At 66.0% G+C, this 25,737-nt stretch carries 28 protein-coding genes; 16 read left to right on the top strand and 12 right to left on the bottom strand.

The genetic code is table 11. The annotated features are described in order from the left end of the window. Window positions 1–16: 16 nt before the first annotated feature. The gene (locus H977_RS0119895; protein ID WP_029109504.1) at window positions 17–1,231 is read right to left on the bottom strand and encodes an acyltransferase family protein; all 1,215 of its coding nucleotides are present in this window, start codon (window positions 1,229–1,231) and stop codon (window positions 17–19) included. 404 nt (window positions 1,232–1,635) lie between these two features. On the opposite strand from H977_RS0119895, the gene H977_RS0119890 reads away from it, so the two are divergent. After that, complete coding sequence (locus H977_RS0119890; protein ID WP_196808280.1) at window positions 1,636–1,887, top strand: hypothetical protein; 252 nt, start codon at window positions 1,636–1,638, stop codon at window positions 1,885–1,887. Window positions 1,888–1,947: 60 nt separating this feature from the next. Here H977_RS0119890 and H977_RS0119885 read toward each other — a convergent pair whose 3' ends face one another. Next, on the bottom strand, window positions 1,948–2,496 hold the full coding sequence (locus H977_RS0119885) for an Rv1352/Rv1906c domain-containing protein (protein WP_029109502.1): 549 nt from the start codon (window positions 2,494–2,496) through the stop codon (window positions 1,948–1,950). A gap of 100 nt (window positions 2,497–2,596) precedes the next feature. Between H977_RS0119885 and H977_RS0119880 the strand changes: the two genes are divergently transcribed. The 5 genes from H977_RS0119880 (at window position 2,597) to H977_RS0119860 (ending at window position 8,421) form a co-directional block, all read left to right on the top strand. Continuing rightward, the gene (locus tag H977_RS0119880) at window positions 2,597–3,757 is read left to right on the top strand and encodes an alkaline phosphatase family protein (RefSeq protein ID WP_029109501.1); all 1,161 of its coding nucleotides are present in this window, start codon (window positions 2,597–2,599) and stop codon (window positions 3,755–3,757) included. Between the two features lie 47 nt (window positions 3,758–3,804). Further along, on the top strand, window positions 3,805–4,137 hold the full coding sequence (locus H977_RS0119875) for a DUF732 domain-containing protein (RefSeq protein WP_029109500.1): 333 nt from the start codon (window positions 3,805–3,807) through the stop codon (window positions 4,135–4,137). A 39-nt stretch (window positions 4,138–4,176) separates the two neighbouring features. Further along, window positions 4,177–4,641 carry a DUF5078 domain-containing protein gene (locus H977_RS0119870; RefSeq protein WP_036476476.1) on the top strand — a complete coding sequence of 155 codons (465 nt, stop codon included), beginning with the start codon at window positions 4,177–4,179 and terminating at the stop codon, window positions 4,639–4,641. A gap of 412 nt (window positions 4,642–5,053) precedes the next feature. Next, window positions 5,054–5,527 (top strand): MmpS family transport accessory protein, encoded by a 474-nt coding sequence (locus tag H977_RS0119865; protein WP_081681784.1) that lies wholly within the window; start codon window positions 5,054–5,056, stop codon window positions 5,525–5,527. Then, entirely contained in the window at window positions 5,524–8,421 is a 2,898-nt protein-coding gene (locus tag H977_RS0119860; RefSeq protein ID WP_029109497.1) for an MMPL/RND family transporter, read from the top strand. Before H977_RS0119865 ends, H977_RS0119860 begins: the two co-directional genes overlap by 4 nt. Here H977_RS0119860 and H977_RS0119855 read toward each other — a convergent pair. Beyond that, entirely contained in the window at window positions 8,418–9,191 is a 774-nt protein-coding gene (locus H977_RS0119855) for an ArsR/SmtB family transcription factor (protein WP_029109496.1), read from the bottom strand. The two genes, H977_RS0119860 and H977_RS0119855, sit on opposite strands and share 4 nt — an antisense overlap. 123 nt (window positions 9,192–9,314) lie before the next feature. Here H977_RS0119855 and H977_RS36075 point away from each other — a divergent pair, with 123 nt between their 5' ends. The 3 genes from H977_RS36075 (at window position 9,315) to yaaA (ending at window position 11,229) form a co-directional block, all read left to right on the top strand. Then, window positions 9,315–9,446: a hypothetical protein gene (locus H977_RS36075; protein ID WP_286162652.1), complete on the top strand. Its 132-nt coding sequence runs from the start codon at window positions 9,315–9,317 to the stop codon at window positions 9,444–9,446. Between the two features lie 296 nt (window positions 9,447–9,742). Next, on the top strand, window positions 9,743–10,429 hold the full coding sequence (locus tag H977_RS0119845; protein WP_029109495.1) for a C40 family peptidase: 687 nt from the start codon (window positions 9,743–9,745) through the stop codon (window positions 10,427–10,429). Window positions 10,430–10,482: 53 nt separating this feature from the next. Continuing rightward, window positions 10,483–11,229, top strand: a complete 747-nt coding sequence (gene yaaA / locus H977_RS0119840; RefSeq protein ID WP_029109494.1) for a peroxide stress protein YaaA — start codon at window positions 10,483–10,485, stop codon at window positions 11,227–11,229. Between the two features lie 39 nt (window positions 11,230–11,268). On the opposite strand, the gene H977_RS0119835 is transcribed toward yaaA, so the two are convergent. From H977_RS0119835 to H977_RS36145, 6 genes are read right to left on the bottom strand one after another with little or no spacing between them, the layout of a single operon-like run. Then, window positions 11,269–12,186: a TauD/TfdA dioxygenase family protein gene (locus H977_RS0119835; protein WP_029109493.1), complete on the bottom strand. Its 918-nt coding sequence runs from the start codon at window positions 12,184–12,186 to the stop codon at window positions 11,269–11,271. A 33-nt stretch (window positions 12,187–12,219) separates the two neighbouring features. Next, window positions 12,220–13,290, bottom strand: a complete 1,071-nt coding sequence (locus H977_RS0119830; RefSeq protein WP_081681783.1) for a PhnD/SsuA/transferrin family substrate-binding protein — start codon at window positions 13,288–13,290, stop codon at window positions 12,220–12,222. Between the two features lie 4 nt (window positions 13,291–13,294). Beyond that, window positions 13,295–14,038 (bottom strand): ABC transporter ATP-binding protein, encoded by a 744-nt coding sequence (locus H977_RS0119825; protein ID WP_051288960.1) that lies wholly within the window; start codon window positions 14,036–14,038, stop codon window positions 13,295–13,297. Continuing rightward, the gene (locus H977_RS0119820; RefSeq protein WP_029109490.1) at window positions 14,025–14,888 is read right to left on the bottom strand and encodes an ABC transporter permease; all 864 of its coding nucleotides are present in this window, start codon (window positions 14,886–14,888) and stop codon (window positions 14,025–14,027) included. The genes H977_RS0119825 and H977_RS0119820 overlap by 14 nt, the downstream gene beginning before the upstream one ends. 1 nt (window position 14,889) lies before the next feature. Continuing rightward, window positions 14,890–15,693 (bottom strand): TauD/TfdA dioxygenase family protein, encoded by an 804-nt coding sequence (locus H977_RS33540; RefSeq protein ID WP_353588618.1) that lies wholly within the window; start codon window positions 15,691–15,693, stop codon window positions 14,890–14,892. Then, window positions 15,615–15,863: a hypothetical protein gene (locus tag H977_RS36145; protein WP_353588615.1), complete on the bottom strand. Its 249-nt coding sequence runs from the start codon at window positions 15,861–15,863 to the stop codon at window positions 15,615–15,617. Before H977_RS36145 ends, H977_RS33540 begins: the two co-directional genes overlap by 79 nt. A 407-nt stretch (window positions 15,864–16,270) precedes the next feature. Here H977_RS36145 and H977_RS0119810 point away from each other — a divergent pair, with 407 nt between their 5' ends. The 7 genes from H977_RS0119810 to H977_RS0119780 all read left to right on the top strand — a co-directional run bounded on the left by H977_RS0119810 (window position 16,271) and on the right by H977_RS0119780 (window position 22,782). Continuing rightward, complete coding sequence (locus tag H977_RS0119810; protein WP_231396007.1) at window positions 16,271–16,900, top strand: hypothetical protein; 630 nt, start codon at window positions 16,271–16,273, stop codon at window positions 16,898–16,900. Between the two features lie 47 nt (window positions 16,901–16,947). Beyond that, window positions 16,948–17,175 carry a hypothetical protein gene (locus tag H977_RS0119805; RefSeq protein WP_029109488.1) on the top strand — a complete coding sequence of 76 codons (228 nt, stop codon included), beginning with the start codon at window positions 16,948–16,950 and terminating at the stop codon, window positions 17,173–17,175. Window position 17,176: 1 nt separating this feature from the next. After that, on the top strand, window positions 17,177–18,652 hold the full coding sequence (locus H977_RS0119800) for an amidase (RefSeq protein WP_029109487.1): 1,476 nt from the start codon (window positions 17,177–17,179) through the stop codon (window positions 18,650–18,652). 97 nt (window positions 18,653–18,749) lie between these two features. Then, entirely contained in the window at window positions 18,750–19,652 is a 903-nt protein-coding gene (locus H977_RS0119795) for a fructose bisphosphate aldolase (RefSeq protein WP_029109486.1), read from the top strand. 14 nt (window positions 19,653–19,666) lie between these two features. Next, a complete protein-coding gene (locus tag H977_RS0119790) occupies window positions 19,667–20,581 on the top strand; it encodes an alpha/beta fold hydrolase (RefSeq protein ID WP_029109485.1) in 915 nt (304 codons plus the stop codon). 72 nt (window positions 20,582–20,653) lie between these two features. Continuing rightward, complete coding sequence (locus tag H977_RS0119785) at window positions 20,654–21,289, top strand: MBL fold metallo-hydrolase (RefSeq protein ID WP_029109484.1); 636 nt, start codon at window positions 20,654–20,656, stop codon at window positions 21,287–21,289. Window positions 21,290–21,381: 92 nt separating this feature from the next. Then, window positions 21,382–22,782, top strand: a complete 1,401-nt coding sequence (locus H977_RS0119780) for an FAD-dependent oxidoreductase (RefSeq protein ID WP_029109483.1) — start codon at window positions 21,382–21,384, stop codon at window positions 22,780–22,782. A 117-nt stretch (window positions 22,783–22,899) separates the two neighbouring features. Here H977_RS0119780 and H977_RS0119775 read toward each other — a convergent pair whose 3' ends face one another. Genes H977_RS0119775 through H977_RS0119765 form a run of 3 tightly spaced genes read right to left on the bottom strand, consistent with a single transcriptional unit; the run spans window position 22,900 to window position 25,729 of the window. Then, the gene (locus H977_RS0119775; protein ID WP_029109482.1) at window positions 22,900–24,168 is read right to left on the bottom strand and encodes a competence/damage-inducible protein A; all 1,269 of its coding nucleotides are present in this window, start codon (window positions 24,166–24,168) and stop codon (window positions 22,900–22,902) included. Between the two features lie 35 nt (window positions 24,169–24,203). Continuing rightward, window positions 24,204–25,448 carry an enhanced intracellular survival protein Eis gene (locus tag H977_RS0119770; protein ID WP_051288959.1) on the bottom strand — a complete coding sequence of 415 codons (1,245 nt, stop codon included), beginning with the start codon at window positions 25,446–25,448 and terminating at the stop codon, window positions 24,204–24,206. 56 nt (window positions 25,449–25,504) lie between these two features. After that, the gene (locus tag H977_RS0119765) at window positions 25,505–25,729 is read right to left on the bottom strand and encodes a hypothetical protein (RefSeq protein WP_029109480.1); all 225 of its coding nucleotides are present in this window, start codon (window positions 25,727–25,729) and stop codon (window positions 25,505–25,507) included. Window positions 25,730–25,737 lie beyond the last annotated feature (8 nt).

Genomic DNA, 25,737 nt, shown 5'->3' with positions numbered 1-25,737 from the left:
CGATCAGCTGCGGGAGTCAGCCCGCGCGGGCGGAAACTTTGTCGGACGTGTCTTCGATCTCAGTGTCGATCCGGTGCAGCTTCTTGCTGACCGGCTCGACGGGACGAATGTCGACCATCCTGCGCATCCACCGCCTGGCCGGCTCCTCCACGAGGTGATAGAGCGCGACCGCTCCGAGCAGCGCGATCGCGAACAGGCCGATCAGCGTCGCCTTGCCCGAGAGAGTGGGTGTCAGGGTGAGCTCGAACTGCCTGGTGGTCCATATCCACGCGGTATGCACCAACTCGTGCACCATGTACAGGCCGAAGGAGATCTGTCCGCCATAGACCAGTAGCCGGGTCGACAGCAGTGCCGGCAGGCTCCCGACGCCGACCGCCAGGGCCACCACCTGCGGGACGAACAGGATGTCCACCAGGCCGCCGGCATCACCGACGGTGTTCAACGGATGCGCGTCGAAGAAGTACAGCCCGCCGACGATCAGGACACCCAGCAGGATCGACAGATAGCCCGCTCGCCGCCGGGTGCGCTCTGTCAGGTGCAGCTTGCGAACCGCCGCACACGCCAGCGCACCCGCGGTGAACTGCATGACGATTCTCGGCAGCCAGCTCCACGGGGTATAGAAGTGGCCGGTGGCCATCAGCAGCACCACCGGCGGCACGGCGGCGGCGATGGCCAGCACGACCAGGCTCCGCGCCCGCGTCGCCCGCGCGATCCGGAAGATGACCAGGATCAGCGCTCCGAAAAGCAGGTATGCCAGCCATTCGGCACTGATCGACCACGCCGGTCCATCCCAGCTCGAACCGTCGAAGTAGGGCTGGAACCACAGTTGGACGAGGAACAGCTGACGCACATAGCTGACGGCGTTGTAGCCGCTGGTGTCCTCGGGTGGAATGTGGCCGACGTTGAGGGTGAAAATCAGCCACAAGGCCGCCAGGTGCAGCGTGACGAGATACACCGGCCACACCCGCGACAACCGCAGCCAAAGGAAGTGAAGCGTGGCCCGGGTGGACCAGGTCGGGCCCATCCGATCGATGTAGTTCCAGGTCAATACGAATCCGCTGAGGATGAAGAAGAGATCGACGCCCTGAGCTCCGCAGTCGAGTATCGGGGCGAGCGCCTGGGTGACGTCGGGTGCCACCTGGTAGAGCAAGGGCCGGAAGTGGAACAGGACCACCCACACCGCCGCAACGATGCGCAGGCCCGTTAAGGCCTTGATCTCTGCGCCGCGCACAACACCCTTTTCCGTATCCACTCAGCAGTTCGTCACTTCGCTGTTTGTCATGTCACCGCCGCAGCTGGCCGGGCGGATCGGCCCGTGATTCGCGCAACCGGCAGCTCTCGCAGACTAGCAGCGAGGCCCCGCGCGGCGTGCCGACCGCGCCGTGTGCGGTTCCTGGGCAAAATCCGTGCGCCTGCTGTCAGCGTCCCGGGCGATCTTGTGCAGCAAGGCAATTGCCGCGCCGACCGCGTCGCCGGGCCGTCAGGACGGCAACGGCCCGGCGTGTCCGATTCCTGGCCGTCGACCTGCGGTCCGGATAGGCTCGGCGACGTGATCTCTCGGGGAGGTTTGAGATGACCAGCATCGTCAGCCGTTGCGCGGCGAGCATCGGCGCTGTCTTGGCGCCGCTCGGCCTGATGGCGGTGGTCACGGTGGCCACGCCTGCCGTCAGCTGGGCCGACTGTGGGGCCGGAGAATGGTGGGACCCGGTGGCGAGCGTGTGTCGCCCTCCGGTCGTGCCGTTGGCTTGTGAGAACGGCGCCTGGTGGGATCCGGTGGCCAACAGCTGTCGCCCACCCGTGGTACCTCCGCCGCCGATGTGCGACGACGGCTGGTGGTGGGACCCCGTGGGCAACGCCTGCCGGCCGCCGCTGATCCCGCCCGGCTGATGACTCGAGGGCGCTGACTCAAACGTGATGACTCACGGCTGCGTCATCAGCGCTGCGTCATCAGGGAGTTGGCACCGAGGACCCGTCGTAATTGCGGGCGTTGTTGTTGAGTGAGTCCATCCACGCCCGGAGCTTCGCCTGGCCGACCAACGCCGGGATGGCGCCGTTGGCCGGCGTATCCGGGACGGCATCGGTCGGCTGCCACGGCTGGCAACCGCTGGTCTTGAACGCCTTGTCGGTGGCCTCGATCGTGATGACCTGCGGCTTCTTGCTGAATGCGTTGTCGATGATTTCGCCACCGTGCAGATCGGCCATCCGCTTCCAGTAGCACGTGCCGCCCTCGACCGGACCGGCCGAGGCATAGTTGCCGGGCTGGATGTCGGTACCGACCATGAAGAGACCGTCGTGGTCGATCACCCCGGACGCCACCGGAGCGGGGGCGCCTTGAGGAGCCGCGGGTGCGGGTGCGGGGTCCACCGGTCCGGGCGGCGGACCCGGCGCGGGCACGGGCATGGGTGCCTCCGGATCCGCGCCGGCGACGCCACTGAATGCCCCACCTGCGGACACCGCCAAAGCGGCAGCGAAGATCACGGCTTTCATCGGCTTCATGAAAACCGAGCGTACCGGGTACGGCGAACTGGTCGGGCGCACTTGCGACGAGGTCTACGTTGCCAAAACCGGCTGAGGTGATCTGTGGCACGCTCGCGGAGTGGAGCCTCCGCGTCCCGATCCCGATGTGCCTCACCTGGCCGACGTCGTCCCTTCGGTCCTCGCCGCGATGGGCGTGCCCGGCTTCGACGGGCGCCTGTCCTGGCCCGGCCCGGTCCGCGGTGCATGCGTATTGCTGATCGACGGACTGGGCGCCGAGCTGCTCGCGGCCCACGCCGACGATGCACCGGTCCTGACCCAGTTGGCCGGGAGGTCGCACTACCGGACCTTGGACGTCGGGTTTCCGTCGACCACGGCGGCCGGATTGGCGGCGATAGGCACGGGATGCCGCTCGGGTGAGCACGGCTTTGTCGGCTACTCCTTCCGAGTTCCTGAGGCCGGCCCGGAATTCGACGTCATCAACGCGCTGCGCTGGCGTCCGCATCCGTGGGGTCCGGACCTGCGTGACCGTGTGGTGCCCGAGCGGGTTCAACCGTCGCCCACCACGTTCGAACGGGCGGGAGCAGCCGGATTCGAGGTTTCGGTGGTCTCGGCCGCCGAACACGCCGGATCAGGCTTGAGCCGGGCGATCCTGCGCGGCGCAACCTACGTCGGCGTGCACGCCCTCGGCGATCTCGCGGCCGGGGTCATCGCGGCCGTAGAAGGCCACGGTTTCTGCTACGGATACCACGCCGACCTCGACCTCGTGGGCCACCTGCACGGACCCGGCTCCCCCGCCTGGCGCATGCAGTTGCGACAGGTCGACCGCCTGGTGGAGTCGATATTGGCGGCTCTGCCGTCAGAGTGCCTGCTGGCCGTAGTGGCCGACCACGGAATGGTCAGCGTGGATCAGACCGAGGTGACCGACATCGACGAGTGCGAACCGCTGCTCGACGGAGTGGCCGCGGTAGGTGGCGAAGCCCGCGCCCGCCACATCTACACAGAGGCCGGGGCTGCCGATGACGTCCTCGCGGCGTGGCGCGGCATCCTGGCCGATTCCGCCTGGGTGTTGTCGCGCGATGAGGCCATCGCCGCCGGCTGGTTCGGCGCCACGGTGTGCGATGACGTCCGGGTCCGCATCGGCGACGTCGTCGCGGCCGCCCGTGGATCGGCCGCATTGCTGCGCCGAACCGCCGAACCCCTGGAGTCCGGGTTGATCGGCCACCACGGGTCGCTGACGAGTGCTGAGCAGAAAATCCCGCTTTTGTCCGCGATCGGATGAGCAAAGCACCCGCCCGGAACAGGCTTAGATGGGCTAAGATTCACCGCATGAAGCTTGCAGGCCTGGCAGCAATCGGTGCCGCGGCGGCTATCGCCTTCGCCGCTCCCGCACATGCCGATCCCGACACTGATTTCGCGAATGAGCTGCACACATTCGGTATCTATGGGCAACGTGACTACAACGCCTGGATCGCCAAGATCATGTGCAAGCGACTGCACAACGGCGTCGACCACAATGCGCAGGACTCGGTCGGTTTCGTGAAGAAGCAACTGGCCAAGGACAGCACCGATGCTCAGGCGTGGCAGTTCCTTGGTACCGCGATCAATTACTACTGCCCCGATCAGCGCTTTATCTACGAACAGGCCGCTACGCGGCCGTAGTCTGATTCCCGACGCAGATCTGACGAGTCTTGGAGCGAGATGTTGAACCGCAAGAGTGTCAATAACCTGATCCGAACCGGTGTGGCCACCTGCGCGGTCGCCGCGAGCCTGGCGGGGGCCGGCATCGCCGGAGCCGACGCCACCGACGACTACCCGATCCCCAACCGGATCCTGCGCACACCGTGCACCGCCGAACAGATCATGGCCGCGGCCCGCGACGTCGAGCCGGTGTACTACGAGCGCTACATGATCGACTACAACAACAAGCCCGTCGCGGATCAGCAGGGTGCCCAGGACCGCATCCACTGGTTCTTCTCGATGGATTACGCCGGCCGCCGCCAGTACTCCGAGAACACAGCCACCAACGCGTTCTTCGAGAACATGTCGTGGCGCTGGCCGAACTGGGCCAAGCTGTTCTTCAACAACAAGGGCGTCGCGGCCAACACCACCGACGTCTGCCAGAACTACCCGCCCAACGACATGTCTGTGTGGGACTGGCACTAGTCCGAGGATTTCCCAGGGCTGGGCCTGGCGGCCGACACGGCAGCCAGGCCCAGCCCATTCCGTTAGCTCCATCACAGTCGGCAGCTTCGCTTGGCTTGAGCCTTATCCAGCGTGCGCCGAATAAGGCTGCCTGACCTCGGCGTACGCGCCCTGTGACGACGTTGAACGCCGCCAGTGGCCGGCTGCGGCAGGCCTGTGGCGTCACAGCTGTGTCACCGTTTTGCCACTCATTTAAATAGGCTAATATCTCGCTAACTTCAGTTAGCCATTCGGCTAGACAACAAGGGGTGATCGAGGTGAACATGGTGCACAGGTGCTGCCCCATCGACTGCCGTTCCGTCGGTATGTCGACCTCGAACCGCCCACTGATTGCCCACATTGCCCACTACCGACGGACCGGTGCCCTTTCACGATGACCAATGCGACGAAAAGCTCTCGCCGGAAACAGTTTTCGATTTCGGGCCTGGCCAAGAAGTTCTGGATTCCGTTGATCATCATCGCGGTGGTGGTGGTCGGCGGATTCACGGTGATGCGGGTGCGCACGTTCTTCGGCGCAGGCGACGGCTCCGGTTTCGCCAGCGCCAAGGTCGATGACACCAAGCCCTTCGACCCCAAGGTCGTGGTCTACGAGATCTACGGTGAGCCCGGCGCCACCGCGGACGTGAACTACCTCGACCTCGACGCGCAGCCGCAGCGCATCGACGGGGTCAGCCTGCCGTGGACACTGCGCTTGGAGTCCACCGCGCCGTCGGTCTTCCCCAACATCGTGGCCCAGGGCAACGGCGACACGATCAGCTGCCGCATCACCGTCGATGACGAACTCAAGGACGAGAGAACCTCCAACGGCGTCAACGCCCAGACCTTCTGCTTGGTGAAATCTGCATGAGCACCCACGACGCCCCGACCGACGCCTTTCCGGTCACTGGGCCAGGGCCTGCCAAGCACAGCGGCATCGCCAAGTGGATCCGGCGCCTGGCAGTGCCGATCATCATCGGCTGGATCGCCGTCATCGCTGTCCTGAACACCGTCGTGCCCCAGCTCGAAGAGGTGGGCAAGATGCGCTCGGTCTCGATGAGCCCGGACGAGGCGCCGTCGATGATCGCGATGAAGCGCGTCGGCGAGGTGTTCCAGGAGTTCAAGTCCAACAGCTCGGTCATGGTCGTCCTCGAAGGCGACGAGGCGCTGGACATCAAGGCGCACGATTACTACGACCAAGTGGTGGCCAAGCTCGAGGCCGACAAGAAGCACGTCGAGCACGTTCAGGATTTCTGGGGCGATCCGCTGACCGCGTCAGGTGCGCAGAGCTCCGACGGCAAGGCTTCCTATGTGCAGGTCTACACCGCCGGCAACCAGGGCGAGGCGCTGGCCAACGAATCAGTCGAGGCCGTCCAGCAGATCGTCGACAGCGTCACACCGCCGCCGGGTGTCAAGGCCTATGTGACCGGACCGGCCGCGTTGGCCGCCGACCAGCACATCGCCGGTGACCGCAGTGTTCAGATCATCGAGGCGCTGACCTTCACGGTCATCATCATCATGCTGCTGCTGGTCTACCGGTCCATCGTGACGGTGATCCTCACCCTGGTCATGGTGGTGCTGTCGCTGTCGGCCGCCCGCGGCGTGATCGCATTCCTGGGCTACTACAACATCATCGGGCTCTCGACATTCGCCACCAACCTGCTGGTGACACTGGCGATCGCGGCGGCCACCGATTACGCGATCTTCCTGATAGGCCGATATCAAGAGGCCCGCAGTGTCGGCGAAGACCGCGAACAGTCCTACTACACGATGTTCCACGGCACCGCGCACGTGGTGCTGGGCTCGGGTCTGACCATCGCCGGCGCCACGTTGTGCCTGCACTTCACCCGCCTGCCCTACTTCCAGTCACTGGGCATCCCGCTGGCCATCGGCATGGTCACGGTGGTCGTTGCCGCGCTCACCCTCGGTTCATCCATCATCACCGTGGCCAGCAAGTTCGGTAAGACCCTGGAACCCAAGCGGGCCATGAGGACTCGCGGCTGGCGCAAGGTCGGTGCGGCCGTGGTGCGTTGGCCCGGACCGATCCTGATCGCCACCATCGCACTGTCTCTGGTCGGACTGTTGACCCTGCCGGGCTACATGACCAACTACAACGACCGTAAGTATCTGCCTGCCGATCTGCCGGCCAACACCGGATACGCCGCATCCGACCGGCATTTCTCACAGGCCCGGATGAACCCCGAGTTGCTGCTCATTGAGAGCGACCACGATCTGCGCAACTCGGCGGACTTCCTGGTGATCGACCGGATCGCCAAGCGAATCTTCCAGGTGCCCGGCATTTCTCGCGTCCAGGCCATCACGCGCCCGCAGGGAACCCCGATCGAACACACCTCGATCCCGTTCCAGATCAGCATGCAGGGCACCACGCAGATGATGAACATGAAATACATGCAGGACCGCATGAAGGACATGTTGAAGATGGCCGACGAGATGCAGACGACCGTCGACACCATGCAGCAGATGCTCGTGCTGGTCAAGCAGATGTCGGACACGACCCACAGCATGGTGTCCAAGATGCACACCATGGTCGACGATGTTGCCGAAATGCGGGATCACATAGCCGATTTCGACGATTTCTTGCGGCCGATCCGCAACTACCTGTACTGGGAACCGCACTGCTTCGACATCCCGATGTGCTGGTCGATCCGGTCGATCTTCGACACGCTCGACGGCATCGACACCATGACCGATGACATCCAGAAGATGATGCCGGACATGGATCGTCTCGATGAGCTGATGCCGCAGATGCTCACGATCATGCCGCCGATGATCGCGACGATGAAGAACATGAAGACCATGATGCTGACCATGCAGGCCACGATGGGCGGCCTGCAGGATCAGATGGAAGCGATGATGGAGAACCAGACGGCCATGGGCCAGGCGTTCGACGCTTCCAAGAACGACGACTCGTTCTATCTGCCGCCGGAGACCTTCAACAATCCGGATTTCAAGCGCGGCATGAAGATGTTCCTGTCCCCCGACGGACATGCGGTGCGGTTCATCATCAGCCACGAGGGCGACCCGATGAGCCCCGAGGGAATCTCTCACATCGCCGCCATCCAGAACGCCGCCAAGGAAGCCATCAAGGGCACGCCGCTGGAGGGATCCAAGATCTACCTCGGCGGTACCGCATCGACCTTCAAGGACATGCAGGAAGGCGCGAACTACGACCTGCTGATCGCCGGTATCGCGGCGTTGTGCCTGATCTTCATCATCATGCTGATCCTGACGCGCAGCGTGGTGGCCGCGGCGGTGATCGTGGGCACGGTGGTGCTGTCCCTCGGCGCATCCTTCGGCCTGTCGGTGCTGATCTGGCAGCACCTGATCGGGTTGGAGCTGCACTGGATGGTGATCGCGATGGCGGTCATCGTGCTGTTGGCCGTGGGTGCCGACTACAACCTGCTGTTGGTCTCACGGTTCAAAGAGGAGATCCACGCCGGGCTCAACACCGGCATCATCCGTGCCATGGGTGGCACCGGGTCGGTGGTCACCTCGGCGGGCCTGGTGTTCGCGTTCACCATGATGTCGATGGCGATCAGCGAATTGGCGGTGATCGGTCAGGTCGGCACCACGATCGGCCTGGGCCTGCTGTTCGACACCCTGGTGATCCGGTCCTTCATGACGCCGTCGATCGCGGCCCTGATGGGCAAGTGGTTCTGGTGGCCGCAACGGGTCCGTCAGCGTCCGCTGCCTGCGCCATGGCCGGCCCCGGTCCAACGCGACCCGCAGGACTCACTGGTCTAGTCGATCTGCTCCAGTCCGGACTTCAGACTCGACAACTTGAGCGGCCAACCGTGCGAGATCATCTCTCGCACGGGGCTGCCCGGGCCGAAACCATCGTGCGTCAGGGTGAGCTTCACCTGATCCCCGACCGGTTCGATGTCGAACGACACCCGCGACCGCGGTTCGGTCGGGGCCTGGGCAATGGTCTCCTCGCTCAGATCGGGCGCGATCTGCCGCAGTTCGGGAGTGACCGCGTGGAATGTGAAAGCCAGCCGCTGATAGGGATCGGACTCGACGATCACCTGCTCGGGGTCCTCGATGCGTAGGCCGGCCTCGAGCCAGACGTAGGACGAGCCCTTCTGCCATTCGGATTCGATGGCGTGCCCCAGGTAGTCGCGGGAGAACGCCGGATTGGTGATCGCCTGCCACAGCCGTTCCGGGGTGGTGCGGATGTAGGTGGTGTACGAGAACTCGCCGGCCATGGCGGGACTCTCCAGCACCGTCGTGAGCTCTGCGAGCGTCTGCAGCCTCGCGGCGTCGTAGCGGTCGATCCACCGGTCCGCTATGGCAACGACGGGTTCGGCGTTGACGTAGTGCAGCTTTTCCCGGCCCTGGCGAACTGTCGTGACGAGGTTGGCCGTCTCCAGCACTGCCAGATGCTTGCTCACGGATTGGCGGGCCATCGAAAGGCAGCTGCAGAGCTCCCGCAGGGTCTGTCCGTTCCGGTCGTTGAGGCTGTCCAGCAGTAGCCGCCGGCTCGGATCGGCCAACGCTTTGAAGACTTCGTCCATCCTCACCGTCCCCCTCTCATGCGGGCGCCACCCGCCTCCGTCAATCATGCAGCCAAACGGCTGCCTGTCAAACACGGCCCGGGCGGACCAGAGGGGCCGGACCCACGAATCGCAGCTGGGCGGGTGGGTGCCGCCAGCCACCATCGGGCAGGTGCCGATTTTGCCGACGCCACCGCGCCCGGCACTGCCCTTCCGCGGGACGCCGCCGCCCGCCCGGTCGCCTATGCGCACGACTTCTCCGAGCCGGACCGTTGACATGCAAGCCGTCGAACGGTCTTTTCCCTCAACGCGTTTCGCCAATGACTTGCATTACGCAAGTCCGATCACCGACGCAACATGGTGCAGCACAAGCCCAGTGCCACAGCACTATTGGCGATAGTCCAGACCGTGCGTCACCCCTCTGGCAAACAGGTGCCACTGGCAACCGAATTGCTCGCGCAGGCAATCGCACTCAATGCCGAAATGCGTGAAGCAGTCCATACACCGCACCCGTTGTGAAGGGAGTCACATATTTTGCCCGCCCAAAATCCGCTCTGCTAGCGTCCCGCCGCATGTTTGCTATCGCGACGCTTATGGCGCTTGTCCAGCAGGTTTCGGGCACGCCGTACATCACCGGTGGAGACTCCCCGGCCGGCACGGACTGCTCCGGCCTGGCTTCCTGGGTCAGCAACATGGCCACGGGTCGACCGGTCTACGGGGACCGCTTCAACACGGGCAATCAGGAGCGTGCACTCCTGGCCCGTGGCTTCAAGTACGGCACGCAGCCGGGCGCCCTGGTGATCGGCTGGAACAGCGGCCACACCGCGGTGACCTTGCCGGACGGCACGCCCGTGTCCTCGGGTGAAGGCGGCCACGGCGTGAGGGTCGGTGGCGGCGGTGCCTATCAGCGCCAGTTCAACCACCACATGTACCTGCCCGTGGCACCTGAGGCCCCGCAGGATGCGCCTGCGGACGCGCCACTGCCCTTCGACGCACCGCCACCTCCCCCGGCTCCCATCGAGCAGATGGCTGCTCCGGCCCCGATCGACCCGTTCGCACCGCCGCCGGTCGATCCCATGGCCGCTCCCGCCCCGGTCGATCCGATGGCCGCTCCGGCCCCGATGGCCCCCTTCGCGCCACCACCACCGGCCGATGCGATGCCGCCGGCCCCGATGGACGGTCCGGCACCCATCGTGCTCGACGTTCCGCCCCCGCCGGCGCCGCCGGCTCCCGACGAACCGGCTCCGATCGCCATCTGACATCACACCTGTCGGTGGTCAGGAGGCCACGATCGTTCGGATAACGTCTGGATGTGATCGTGCTCTTGCCACCGTCGGAGACCAAACGCACCGGCGGGGACGGCCCACCGGTGCGTTTGGACGTTCTGAGCTCACCCGAACTCACCCCGCTTCGCCAGTCACTCATCGACGAACTCGTCGACCTCGCTGCCGACCCCCCGGCGTGCCGCAAGGCCCTCGGCATCTCGGCAAGCCAGGATGCCGAGATCCAGCGCAACGCCACGCTCCGGCAGGCACCCACGATGCCGGCCATCGAGCGATACACCGGGGTGCTGTACGACGCCCTCGACATCGGATCCCTACGCGGCACCGCCGTCACGCGAGCCCGCACCCGGTTGGCCGTGGGATCGGCGTTGTTCGGTCTGCTTCGGGCCGACGATCCGGTGCCGGCGTACCGGCTCTCCGCCTCATCCAAGCTGCCCGCACAGCCCGGCCTGGCCAAACGTTGGCGTCCGCTGCTGGAGCCGGTGCTCGCCGACCTCTCCACCCGTGAGTTGATCGTCGACCTTCGCTCCGGCTCGTATGAAGGCTTGGGCCGGATCGCCGGTGCGGTTCGCGTGCAGGTTCTGGCCGAACACAGCGACGGGCACCGCACCGTGGTCAGCCACTTCAACAAGGCCCACAAAGGTCACCTGGCCCGTACCCTCGCAGGCTCCCGCAGCGAGCCCGACGATGCGGCCGCGGTCGCCGGGGTCGCCCGCCGTGCGGGAATGCGCGTGGAACGTGACGGGAACGAACTCACCGTCGTGGTGCCGACCTGACGGCTCGCCGCCTCAGGCTGCCTCGAACGGCTCGCCGCCTCAGGCCGCCTCGAACGGCTCGCCGTCCAAAGCCAGCGAGGGTCGGCCATCCGGACCCCGCGGCACATCCCCGACCAGCGTCACGCGATACAGCCGACGGTCGTGTTCGCCGGTGAGATCCGACGGTGCGAGATGCACGGTCGAGCGGTTGTCCCAGAAGGCGATACTGCCCGGCTCCCACTTGAACCGCACGGTGTATTCCGGCCGCACCAGCTCGTCGTAGAACAGGCCGAGCAGCCGGCGACTCTCATGCGGTGACACGTCGACGATGTGGCTGGTGAAACCGGGGTTGACGTAGAGCGCCCGCTCTCCGGTCTCTGGATGCACCCGCACCACCGGATGTTCGGTCAGCAGAGGACGCTGCCGAACGCGGCGCTCATAGTCCTCGGTTGCCGTCGCGCCGTCCGGTGGCGAGAACCGGTGTACCGCCCGGAGCCCGTCGGCCAACCGCTGCAACGGAGCGGACAATCCGGCATAGGCGGCAACGGTGTTCGCCCATTGAGTATCACCGCCGTACGGCGGTATCACCTCGGCCCGAAGTATCGATGCCGCAGGCGGATTCACCGCCGCGGTCACGTCGGCATGCCAATTCGCCTTGTCGTATCCCCGGCTACTGCCATACCGCGACTTGAACCGGTCGGCGAAAATCGGATAGATCGTCGGATAGTCGGGGTCGGGAATGGAATCGAACAACGGATGGGCCGGCGTCGGCGCGCCGAAGGCCCGGGCGACTCGAAGGTGGTCATCGTGACCGATGAACTGGTCACGGAAGAAGACCACCTTCCATTTGAGAAGTGCGGCACGGATTTCGGCCACATGCTCGTCGAGAAGCGGTGCGGTGAGATCGATTCCGCCGATCTCGGCACCGGTCCACCCGGACTGTGGACGGATCGTGAGTGCGGATGCCAATCGAGTCATCTTGTCTCCCTGGATTTTGTGCGTTCGGAGTCGTTACGACTTGAGTGATTTCGGTGTGACACTGTCGAGTTCGTTCTGCGCGATGACGATGGCGTTGTAGCGTCCGTCCACGTACGGCTTGACGTCGACGCGGCCCTTGATGGTCCCGGTCTCGTGCAGCCCATCGGCGACGGTCTGGAACAGCGCCGTGGAGTCCGCATCGATCGGGTAGTACGAGGCGATCCCGTCCTCCTCGTACAACTTCTTGCCCTGGTCGAACGTGATGCCCTGCACCTTGACGTAGTACTGGTCGATCCACTGGTCGGCGTGGGTGTCCTTCCAGTTGTTCGCCGCCACGGCCCGGCCGACGTAGTCGCCGACCGCGGCCACCTTGGCGGGGTCGCCGAGCACATCACGGCGCACGATCAACGTCTGGATGCCGGTGTTGATGCCTTTGCCGTCACCGAGGATCGGCGGTTCACCCAGCTGGTAATACTGGTTGCCGAGCACGATGGCGGCATCGACAGCGCCGGCGGCAAATGTCGGAACTACTTCCGCCCCAGCCAGTTCCACAGGCTGAACATCCGTTCTCAGGTCCAGACCGTGGCGCTTGAGCAGTCCGGCTGTGACCATGTGCCGGCCCGATCCCGGCGGGTAGGCCACCCGCTTACCGCGGAGATCCTCGATGGTGCGCACCCCGCTGTCGGGGCGCGCCACCAGGTAGTAACCGCCGCTGGTGCCCGGGTTCGCCTGCAGCCCGATGGTCACCAGATCGGTCACACCACTGTCCACCGCAATCGGCACCGGCGCCTCGCCGATCGATCCGATGTCGGCCGCCCCCGAGCGCAGTGCCTCGATGACCGCCGCGCCCCCGCTGAAATCGGCGAAATCGACCTCGTAAGGCGTTCCCTGACCGGCGTTGGCCAGGTTCCACGGCAAAGACTGCGTCCCGTTCTGCTCGGCGACGACGAGTTTGGTGCCGGGCGGAACCTCGGTCTTGGCGGCGATCTTCACGGTGTCGATCGCGGTATCGGCCTCGTCCTCGGACAATCCGCACGCGCTGAGGACCAACGGGATCAGCAACAGCACAGCAGTACCCCGCAGCACTCGACCACCAAATGGCATCTGATTATTCCTTGTCTTCGGACACACCGAGTTCGGAAAGCAATCGCTTTCGCAGCGTGGTGAATTCGTGAGTATCGCGGGTACGGGGTTTCGGCACCGCGACATCGACGTCGAGAGATATGACCCCGTCGGTCAGCACGATCACGCGGTCGGCGAGCAGGATCGCCTCATCGACATCGTGGGTCACCAACAGCACTGCCGGCGTGTGCCTGCGGTACAGGTCCATCAGCAGCCCGTGCATCCTGATCCTGGTGAGTGCGTCGAGCGCGCCGAACGGCTCGTCGAGCAGCAACAGCTGCGGTTCACGCACCAAGGCCCGGGCCAGCGCGACTCGTTGGGCCTCCCCGCCCGACAACGTGCGGGGCCACGCCTTCGCCTTGTCCGCCAGATTGACCTCGTCCAGCGCTGCCAGTGCGCGTTGTTGCACTACGCCGGTCGAAGGCAATCCGATGGTCACGTTGGCGAGCACCCGCTGCCACGGCAGCAACCGAGAGTCCTGGAACACGATGGCACGGCGCTCGGGGACCCGGAGATAGCCGTCCACGTCACCGTCCAGCGCACCCAGGGCGCGCAGGAACGTACTCTTCCCCGACCCGCTCCGACCCAGCAGCGCGACGAATTCGCCGGCTTTGATCTCCAGATCCAGGCCGTCGATGATGACGTTGTCCCCGAACCGCTTCCGGATGTCGCGGGCGATCACCACCGACGACGTGCCCACAGAGGTTGTCGCGGTGTCAGTCGCCGTCATAGGCCCGTCTCCAGGTGAGCAGGCGCCCTTCGAGGAACCGGACAACCAGAATCGATATCAGCCCGAGGATCGCGTAGACGGCGATCAGCACGAAGACGATGTCGATCTGGAAGTACTCGCGGGCGTCGGTCATCATCCGGCCCAGACCCTTCTTGGCGTTGATCGTCTCGGCGAAGATCAACGCCAACCAGGACGCCGTCAGCGCAAGGCGCAGCCCGACCAGAAACCCGGGCAGGGATCCGGGAATGATGACCCGGTAGATCATCTCGGCCCGGCCCGCGCCGAAGGAACGTGCCGCCTCCACCAGTGCGGCATCGACGCTGCGGATCGCGCTGAACGTGTTGATGTAGATCGCGACGGCGACGGCCAGGGTGATCAGCAGGATCTTCGGCACCTCGCTGATGCCGAACCACACGATCAGCAGCGGCACCAGCGCGAAATTCGGAACCGCGCGCAGCACTTCCATGTTGGCGTCGACGAAGTTCTCCCCGATGCGGGACAGCCCGGAGATCAGTGCCAGCCCGAGTCCGAGCACGATGCCGAATGCCAGGCCGTATCCGACTCGCAACAGGCTGGCGGTCAGATGCTCTTGGAAAGTGCCGTCGGCGATCAGGGTCCACGCAGCACCGAGCACCCGGGTGGGCGGAGGCACCGTACGCTCGTCGAAGATGCCGACGGTGGAGAGCAGCTGCCACAGGACCACCAACAGGACCGGACCCAGCAGCCGCTGTACCGGGCGAGGCACCGCCGGTTTGCGCTGCACCCGCCGCACCGCCGCCCGCGGATCGACGAGTCCGATCGCGGCTCCGGCCCGCGGGGTTCCGGCCGGCCGCGACATCACGATGGACATCTCAGGCGGCCCCGAAGTAATCGCCCGAAATTGACTCCGAGGCAACACCATCGGGGCCCACCGGAATGTCGCCCACCAGCGTGATGCGATGCAACACCCGATCGCCTTCGACGTGCTCGAAGTCGCGCGGGGCCAGATGCAGGGCGGCCCGGTTGTCCCAGAACGCGACACTGCCCGGCTCCCACTTGAACCGCACCGAGTAATCGGGCCGCGCGATCTCCTCGAAGAGCAGATCCAGCAGGTGCCTGCTCTCCCGAGGCGAGAGGTTGACGATCTCGCGCGTGAAAGACGGGTTGACGTAGAGCACCTTCTCCCCCGTCTCGGGATGGACCCGGACCACCGGATGGATGGTGGCGAGCGGATTGCTGCGTACCAAATCGCCGATCTTCTCGGCGCTGCGTTCGGCCGACGTGCTCGCCCCGAAACGGTGCTCGGCACGCAGCTCGTCGACGAGTGCCCGCACCGACGGCGACAGACCCGCATATGCGGCAGCAACATTGGTGAACTGCGTGTCGCCGCCGTAGTCGGGCACACGCTCGGCCCGCAGTATCGAATGTGACGGCGGGTTGATCAGCGGAGTGACATCGGCATGCCACCCGGGGCCGTTCGGGCTTTGCCTCTTGCGGTACCTGGTGCCGTACCGGTGGTCGTAGGCCGCCGGCGAGACCGTGTGGATCTGCGGGAATCCGGCTGGGGCAGAGTCACCCTCATACGGATGGCCGGGTGTCACGTCGCCGAACTGGGTACCGAACGCGACCTGTGAGGCATGGTCGAGCTCCTGCCCCGGAAGAACACCACTTTCCATCGGTGCAGTGCCGCGCGGATGGCCTCGAGCTGTTCGTGCGGAAGAGGCACCGACAGATCGGCGCCGTCGATCAACGCGCCGGTGAATCCCGACAACGGACTGATCGTCAGTCCGGACGAAGACAGGTCGGAAGTGGACAGTTCAGTAGTAGACAGTTCAGAAGTGGACATGGCCACGCTCCCCTCGACAGCGGCCGCTCATATCGGCGATTCGACGCTAACGAGATTCGCCTCCGTGCTTACCGGTTTGGATCTACGTGACGTGAATGGCATCCGACGCTCGTGATACTCGATCAGTGTTGCCGGGGCAGGGTTGAGCAGATGATCCAAATCGCTTCTGCCTGCGGCGCACTGGGGTGGCGCCGGTCGATGGATACGAATCAGACTGTTGCCGAGCTAATTTCATCGATACGTCGCCGTCAGGGCTCGACAGTGCCGCACAGGAACCAGATTTCGGCGAATTCCCGGGTGTCGCCCACAACGCCCCACCTCGTCGTGCACAATATGAGCTCGCGTCAGCGCCCGTCGCGTGTCGCCTTTCGCCTGTGCCCATCACACCGCCGTTTCCGGGAGCAAGTTTGGTCACCTGCCCAGTTTCCACACCGCATCCGCCGTATCAGCCGGCTCGCCGGGGACGGCACCGGAAAGCGCCGCAACGACGCTGGCTGCCCGTCGGCATCGGGGTGGCGGCCACGGCCGTTGTCAGCTCCTTGCTCACCGCATTCGTCATCATCACCACACTCGCTTCCAAGTTCTCGGCCAAGGATTCGGTATATGCCGTCGGCGCCAGGACCTATGACGTGAAACCGAACCGGCTGCTGCACCGCGGCTTGACCGAGCGGGCCGCTGCCCCGGCCGCCGCGGCGTTCGCCTCAGACGGATCGGGTTTCGTCGATTCCGCGGCGCGGTGCCGTGACACCCAGACAGCCCGGGCCATCGGCCGCACCGACAGGTCACTCGTGGTGATCTGCCTCGACCGCACCGGCCGGCTGGAATACCACGGTGTCCGGCTGTCCGACCGGGCCGCGCTGGCGGCGTCGGCCGATGTCACGCCGGGCCGCCGCTTCGTCGCGCGCAACTACCAGGTCGATTACGCAGTGTCGCCGACCGAACTGCTCGTCACCTCGGGTAGCGCGGTTCTCAAACGCGAACCGATGGTGGAGTACCGAGAGATCCTGTCCACGCCGGTCGTCGTCGCACCCCGATAACCACGCTAAGCTGGCCGCTCGCTCATCGGCCACGCGGCGGGAGATCGATGTCCACATTCTGGCGGTACCTCCGTATCCAGGCCATGGTGTTCGTAGTCGGCATCGTCGGCCCGATTTTCCTGATCATTTACTTTGCTGCACAACCTGATCCGACCCTGAAATGGATGTACTTCACTGGTCTGATCCTCACGGCGATCGAGGTTCTCATCGCGCTCGCGCTGACCCGCGGCACCGCTCCGCCGGACACCACCAGAGATCTCCCGGGAGTGAAGTGAAATGGATTCCTCTTCGGCATTCGAACTTGCCCGCACCGACGCCATCGGGCAGGCAGCACTGGCCGCGAACGGTGAACTGACCGCCACCGAGTTACTCGACGCCGCGATCATCCGGGTCGAGGCGACACGTGGTCTGAACGCTGTGATCACCGACCTGTTCGACAGGGGACGCAGCCAGGCCGCCGCGCTCGACCGCTCCGGGGTGCTGCGCTCCGGGCAGGCCGGTCCGCTGGCAGGCGCGCCGTTCCTGCTCAAGGATCTGGGGGCCGCCCTCGCGGGCGCCCCCGAAGCCATGGGCTCACGGGCGTTACGCGACCATGTCGCAACGGAATCCGCCTGGACCGTCGACCGGTATCTGGATGCCGGACTCGTCGTCTTCGGCAAGACCAACACCCCGGAGTGGGGCAACCATTGCACCACCGAGCCGTTGCTCTTCGGCGCCACGGTGAACCCGTGGTCCCCGACCGTCACCCCGGGAGGATCCAGCGGCGGTTCGGCGGCGGCCGTGGCCGCCGGCGTCGTGCCCGCGGCATCGGGCGGAGACGGCACCGGTTCGATCCGGGTGCCGGCCTCGTGTTGCGGCGTCGTCGGCCTCAAACCGCGGCGCGGACGGTCTTCCTTCTCCCCCGACGGCGGCCACGGGCTCGAGGGCCTGGTGAACAGCCACGCCCTCACCCGCACCGTGCGCGACTGCGCGGCTCTGCTGGACGTCATCGCGGGAACCGCACCCGGCGATCCCTACAGCGCGGCCATGCCGGAGGTCTCCTTCCTCGAATCCTGCGCCCGGACCCCGTCGCCGCAGCGCATCCTCATCGCCACGTCGTCGCCCTTTCCCACCGACCGGATCGACCCCGAAGTGGTGGTGGCGGTCGAGGCCACCGGCCGGCTGCTGGAAACCCTGGGGCATCACGTCGAGCCCGGGGCTCCCACGATCGACGCGGATGCGGTCGCCGAGGCCATCGCGGTGCTGCACACCGTGAGCAACGCGGAGCTGCACGAACTGGCCCGGCAGCATCTGGGACGAACACCCCGCGAAGACGAATTCGAGCCCAGCACATGGGTGATGATCCGCGAGGGTTTCACCACCACGGGCCTCGCCTACGCCGAGGCGATCTCGACCATCCATGCCCAGACCCGTCGATTCGCCGCCGAAATGGGTGGCCACGACGTGCTGCTCGTGCCGACACTGCTCACCGGACCACCGCCGTACGGACTGTTGAACCAGCCCCGCGGCACCACTCGAGCCTTCTTCGACGTCGAGTTCGCCACCACCGGATGGACCGCGCTGGCCAACGTGACGGGTTGGGCTGCGATTTCACTGCCCCTCGGCCAGACCCGCGACGGTCTGCCGATCGGTGTGCAGCTGATGGCTCCCGACGAATCGGTGCTGCTCAGCCTGGCCGGCCAGCTCGAACAAGCGGCCCCGTGGGCGGCTCGCACCCCACCCCGATGGGTGGCCGCTACCGCCGGGACCTAGCCGCCTATCCTCTGAGTCGAACTGTGCGCCACCCGCGGTGTGCGCCCCGACAGCTCGACAACAGCAGGACGCCGTCTTCAAAGGAGTGGACAACCTCATGGTGAACCAGCAGCAGGCCGACAAGATGACCACGGGCAAGGGCTTCATCGCCGCGCTCGACCAGAGTGGTGGGTCCACCCCCAAGGCCCTGCGTCTCTACGGTGTCGAGGAGAGCGCCTACTCCTCCGAGGAGGAGATGTTCGACCTTATCCACCAGATGCGCTCACGCATCATCACCTCCCCGGTGTTCACCGGGGACCGGGTACTGGCCGCGATCCTGTTCGAGCAGACCATGGACCGCTCCATCGACGGCAAGCCCACCGCCACCTACCTCTGGGAGGACAAGGGCGTGGTGCCGCTGCTCAAGATCGACAAGGGCCTGGCCGACGTCGAGAACGGCGTGCAGGTGATGAAGCCGATGCCGGGCCTGGACGATCTGCTGGCCCGCGGCGCGAAGAACGGCATCTTCGGCACGAAGGAGCGGTCGGTCATCGGCGCGGCCAACGCCGACGGCATCGCCGCCGTGGTCGCCCAGCAGTTCGACGTCGCCAAGCAGGTCCTGTCGCACGGCCTGATCCCGATCATCGAGCCTGAGGTCACCATCTCGATCTCGGACAAGGCTGAGGCCGAGGAACTGCTCAAGAACGAGATCGCCAAGAACCTCGACGCCCTGCCCGCCGATCAGAAGGTCATGCTCAAGCTGACCCTGCCGACTCACGCCAACCACTACCGGTCGCTGGTCGACCACCCCAAGGTGATGCGGGTGGTGGCATTGTCCGGCGGCTACTCGCGCGACGAGGCCAACAAGCTGCTCGCCGAGAACTCCGGCGTTATCGCCAGCTTCAGCCGCGCGCTCACCGAAGGTCTGTCTGCCCAGCAGAGTGACGACGAGTTCAATGCGACATTGGACAAGTCCATCCAGTCGATCTTCGATGCCTCTGTCGCTTCTGGCGCAGAGTAATCCGGCACGCGCAGATGGTCATCCCGATCGATCGCCCCAAACTGGAGGGCAATGTCGCCGTCGGCGACGGCCGGCAACTCGGGTTCGCCGAGTTCGGTGATCCGCAGGGCCGTGCGGTCTTCTGGCTGCACGGCACTCCGGGGGCCCGCAGGCAGATCCCCACCGAGGCCCGGATCTACGCCGAGCGCAATCACATCCGGCTGATCGGGGTGGACCGTCCCGGCATCGGCTCCTCCACGCCACACCAGTACGGCCGCGTCCTGGAGTTCGGTGACGATCTGCGCACCATCGCCGACGTTCTCGGCATCGACAAGATGGCCGTCATCGGGTTGTCCGGCGGCGGTCCCTACACGCTGGCCACCGCGGCCGCCATGCCCGACCGGGTCATGGCGGCCGGGGTGCTCGGCGGTGTGGCGCCGATGGTCGGCCCCGACGCGATCAGCAGTCCGTTGATGCAACTCGGCGCGGCGGTCGCACCGATCCTGCAGGTGGCGGGCGCACCGATCCGGTTGGCCGCCTCGGGCCTGATCCGGCTCATCCGGCCGGTCGCCTCCCCCGCGCTGGAGATCTATGCGCGGATATCCCCCGAGGGAGACCGGCGCATGCTCGCGCGGCCCGAGTTCAAGGCCATGTTCCTCGATGACCTGCTCAACGGCAGCCGTAAGCAACTGGCAGCGCCCTTCTACGACATCGTCGTATTCGAACGCGACTGGGGCTTCCGGCTCGACGAGGTCAACGTGCCGGTGCACTGGTGGCATGGCGACCATGACCACATCGTGCCGTTCGCACACGGTCAGCACGTGGTGTCCCGCCTCCCCGACGCGGTCATGACCGAGCTGCCCTACGAAAGCCACCTCGGTGGGCTGGGCTGTGCCGAGGAGATCATGGGGACCATGATCTCGACCTGGGACAAGGCCGAAAGCGACTGAGATCGCAGGGGTTGACCTCAACCATTGTTGAGGGTCGAGGCTGGGGTCATGGTAACTCCGAGTTCCCCACTGATGACCCAGATCCGGACTGACCTCTGGCAAACCCGTACCGACACACCGTTTCCGGGTTTGACCACACACTCCTACTTGTGGACGCCGGGCGGGTCGAATGCACTGTTCTACTGTCCGGCCGGCGAGGCGGATTTCGCGACGCTCGATTCACTCGGCGGGGTCGACGACCAATATTTGTCCCACCAGGACGAGGCCGGCCCCATGCTGGCCCGGATCGCCGAGCGGTTCGGCACTCGGCTGCACGCACCCGCCGCCGAACGCGAGACGATCGAGCGGCACAGCCCGATCGACGTACCGTTGAGCGCGCGGCACATCGATGATCGCGGTGTCGAGGTGATCCCCACCCCGGGTCACTCGCCCGGCAGCACGAGCTATCTCGTCGAAGGCGCACAGGGCCGATATCTGTTCACCGGGGACACCATGTTCGTCGCTGCCGACGGTCGCTGGTCGACGTTCGTGATCCCCGGCATCGGCGACGCCGCAGCCATGGCCGACAGCCTGCAGCTGTTGGCGGGGTTGCAGCCGGATGTCGTCATCTCCAGCGCCTACGGGGCGCGTGCGGTCACCGTCCTCGATGAGGGAGCCTGGCCGGCATGCGTCGACGAGGCGTTGCTGTCCATACCGGTGACCCGGTGATCTTCGAGTAGCGCACTACTCTATGCCGGGCTCCGGCCTGCTCCGATACTTCGAACAACTGGCGACGTGCCAGCTCGGTCCGGAGGTCGGCAATGACAACGATCGGCAAACACGCAGTCGTATTGGGCGCGAGCATGGGCGGGCTGCTGGCCGGCCGTGTGCTGGCCGACTTCTACGACACCGTCACGCTCGTGGAGCGCGACGTGCTGCCCGACGGCGCGGCCCAACGACGGGGCGTCCCGCAGGGCAAACATGGCCACGGCCTGCTCAGCGGTGGGTTGCAGGCGTTGGACCAGTTGTTTCCGGGGCTCCCCGAAGAACTGGCCGCTGATGGCGCGACGGTGCTCGAAGGGGCGACTCTGTCGCTCATCTCGTTGACGCTGGGAGGTCACACTCTCCAACTCGATGGCACGTCCGCCAAGCCGATCGCCTCGTATCTGGCCAGCAGGCCGTTCCTGGAGGCTCACCTCCGAGACCGCGTGCGCGCCATCGACAATATTCGCATTCTCGACGGTCACGATGCGGTCGAGTTGCTGATGGACGAGCGCCGGCGGGTGACGAGCGTGCTGGTGGCCGATCGGCACGGTGGTGACGGCCGGGCGATAGCCGCCGATCTGATCGTCGACGCCATGGGACGCGCAGGACGGACCCCGGCGTTCCTGGAGAGCGCGGGCTTCGGGCGGCCGGCCGAACACCGCATTGCCGTACAGGTGGCCTACTCCAGCCAACTGTTGAGCTTCGGCGACAGCGCCCCCCGCGATCGCCTCACCCTCGTGGGCACTGTTCCTGAAAGACCAAGTGGTGGATCATTGTTCGCCTACGAGAACAACACATGGCTACTCACCACGGCCGGGATGGCGGGCTGCGAACCACCGGCCGATCTGGCCGGGATGATCGACTTCGTCGAGGATGTGTTCCCGGCCGACACGATCGCCGCCCTGCGCGGCGCCCAACCGATCGGGCGGCCGGCCACCTTCCGTTACCCGGCCAGTGTGCGTAGACGCTACGAACGGATGGCCCGGTTCCCCGACGGCCTGCTGGTCTTCGGTGACGCGATCTGCAGCTTCAACCCGGTGTACGGACAAGGCATGTCGGTGGCCGCACTCGAGGCAATCGCGTTACGCGAGTGCCTCTCCCACGGCCCGGATGATCTGGGCCGCAGATTCCTGCGGGCCGCGGGCGGCTGCGTCAATACGGCATGGCAGATGGCCCGCGGCGCCGATCTGGCCCTGCCCCAGGTGGAAGGACCACGCACGGCATCGGTCCGGCTGTCCAACTGGTACACCGAGCGGGTGCTCACCGCCGCCGAGCACGATCCGGCGGTCACCGAGGCGTTCTTCCGGGTGATGAACCTCGTCGATCCGCCCAGCCACCTGTTCCATCCGTCCATCGTGCGGCGGGTGGCCACCGGCGCCTCGCGACGACGCCGCGACGCCTCCCGGCGCCCACTCGTCCCCACAGTCGCAGCGGTCAGCGAGGAAGTATCGAGCTGACCCGTATCGAAACTGAAGCCAGGTACAGCATCGGCGCTGTTTCTGTCCCTCAGCGCAATGTCGATGCTGCACCCACGCTTTGGCGTTCGCGTTACTCACGCGGGGCGTGACTCGCGACTAGGCGGCGGTTTCGGCGAGCGCCCGACGCAGCAGGTGCAGCGCCACCGTGGTGGACCGTTCCCGGATGTCGGATCGGTTGCCGGGAAGGTGCAGGGTGCGGGTGATCGCCACCGATCCGGCCCGGACCGCGAAACACACGGTGCCGACGGGCTTGTCCGGACTGCCGCCGGCCGGGCCGGCAATCCCGCTGATCGCCACCGCGGTGTCGGCACCGAAGTGGTGCAACGCTCCGGTGACCATCGCTTCGACCACCGGTTCGGAGACCGCGCCGTACTCGGTGATCAGAACCGGATCCACGTTCAGCAGTTCGGCTTTGGCCTCGTTCGAATAGCTGACCACCCCACCGGCGAAGTAGTCCGAGCAGCCGGGGATGTCGGCCAGCCGCGCGGCCAGCAGCCCCGCGGTGCACGATTCCGCGGTGGCGATCCGGTGCCCCGCCAACAGGCTCGCCACCTGCTCGTCCACGGTCGAGCCGTCCTCGGAGTACAGCGCGGCACCGTGCCGATCACGCAGCAGCGTCAGCAGGTCCCGATAGGCCCCGGCGGCGTCGGGCTCGTAGCGGGTGACGATCTCGAGTTCACCTCGGCGCAAGCATGTGGTGATCTCGAGTGCGTCGAAACCCGCGATCGCACCCTCGGCCTCACGCAGGGTCTCGGCCAGGCCGGATTCGGCCAGGCCGAACATCCGCACCGTTTCCTGCCGGTAGCGGGTTCGGGCCGAAATAGCCTGCTGCACAGCCTCAGTCGCCAGGGCGGTGTGCCACATGGGCTGCAATTCCCGCGGCGGCCCTGGCAAGACGACGACCGTCGGACTGCCGCCGACGACCACCCCGGGCGCCGTGCCGACGGGCGCGAGAACCTCGGCACCGACGGGCACCATGGCCTGCTTGCGGTTGGCGGCTCGCACGGCTTCGAAATCCACACCGGGACGGTCACCGATCAGCTCGCGCAGGATCGCGGCGATCCGCTCTTCCATGGCTTCGTCGAGAACGAGTTCACGACCGCAGAACCCGGCCACCGTCGCCACCGTGAGATCGTCGGCCGTCGGCCCGAGCCCCCCGCTCGTCACGATCAGGTCCACGCCCTCCGCGGCCAGAAAACGCAGCTGCGCCTCGATGTCCCGTGGACGGTCACCGCAAATGGTGATGTGGGCCAGTTCGACCCCGAGCTCGAGGAGCTGGTCGGCCAGCCACGGACCGTTGCGGTCCTGAACCCTTCCGGTGAGTACTTCGGTTCCGGTGACAACGATGCCTGCACGTGCGCTCACCAGATGAACACTACGCAGCGCCCAACCGCATCAGCTCAGAAGCTGTAGCCCAGCTCGGCCGGAACATCGCTCGCAAACGCGACACCCAGCCGCCGCACCGCCTCTGAATCCCTGCTCCGCAACCTGTTTGCCGCGACGAAGGCTTCCGGACGGTGGGTACCGAGATACAGGCTGCCGAGTACGTCGAGGTCGAGCTCGATGTCGGCCGGTGCGTCGGTAGGTTCGCACCGTGCCTGGCCGCCGCGAATCCGCAGGGCGAACCTTCCGCCGTCACCGCGGAAACCGTCCGCGACGTCCAGCACGGTGTCGAGGTCGGCCTGATACCGGCGGCCCTCAAGGGCGACCGGGATGTTCATGATGCGGATCCACAGGTCGTCGCTGCTGGAGGTCACGCGCGCCAGCCGGGAGTTGGTCAAGAGGTAGGGCAGGACGTCGTCGGGGTGCGTCCAGACACTCACCTTCTCCATGAGGTCCATCCCCAGCAGCGCCCGCCACAGTGCGATGTAGGCGTCGGTGGTGACGGCAGTGACCTCGCGTACGCGCAGCGACCTGGACTCGTCGCCGTGCACGCGGTACAGCGCATATCCGTCAGGGTGCAGGAACGCGAACAATTCCGAGCCGCCGTCGCGGGTGTTCTCCCGGTCGGCGAGGACGTCGTCCCACAGCGCGGTGGGACATACCAGCCCACCCGGCGTCCGCTGTCGCCAGCGGTCGTAGATTTCGGCGAAGGTGTCGCGATGATCGGCAGGTTTGACCAGACGCACGCCGCCGGGATCGGGCACGCAGGCCCGGAACTCGGCGAACCTGCGGTCGATCGTCATCAGATGCACGGTGGTGGCAGGGCCGTAGCCGAACCTGCCGTAGATTCCGCCTTCGCTCGCGGTGAGCGCGGCGATCGGATACTTCGCCTCGGCGATCCGCTCGTGCAACTCGGTGTACATCGAGCGCAGGATCCCGCGCCGCCGGTGGGTGGGAGCGACAGCGACGTAGCTCAGGCCGGCCGCGGGCAGCACCACGCCGCCCGGAACGGTCAAGCTGAGATCGAGGAATATCGACTGCCCGACAATGTCGGCGGAGGCGTCCCCGTCGCGGGCCACCACGCCGCCCCCGGCGGGAACCATCTGCTGCCACGCCGCCATCGAATCCGGGTGATTGATCTCGCCGAAGGCGGTGTTGCCGAGCAGTGCCATGCCCGCCCAGTCGGCGTCGGTGACGCTGTGCAGGGTCAAAGTTGTTGTCGGGGAAGCCACATTGTCGATCACAGAACCTGACGGTGCCATACCGTCACGGACCGGCGCGACCGATTTTCCGCCCGCGCGGCCAGACCGCTATCTGCTCAGCGCTTGAGCCACGCGTTCAAGGTCGCCAGTTCGCGGGTGTAGGTGGTCATGATGTCGTCCTGGTAGAGCGTCGCCCCGCTGATCGTGGTCGGCCCCTGCCACACCACCCTGATCCGGTTCGCACCGCGCTGGTAGACGTCCACCCGGTCGAGATCCCGGTGCAGCCATCCGCCGCTCTCGGCCAGCCGGCCGACCTCTTGGCGCTCATCGGTTGTGGTCATCAGGCGAT

The organism is Mycobacterium sp. URHD0025 (assembly GCF_000426065.1).
Taxonomy (GTDB): domain Bacteria; phylum Actinomycetota; class Actinomycetes; order Mycobacteriales; family Mycobacteriaceae; genus Mycobacterium.
This window is presented reverse-complemented; position numbering and strand designations above follow the sequence as displayed.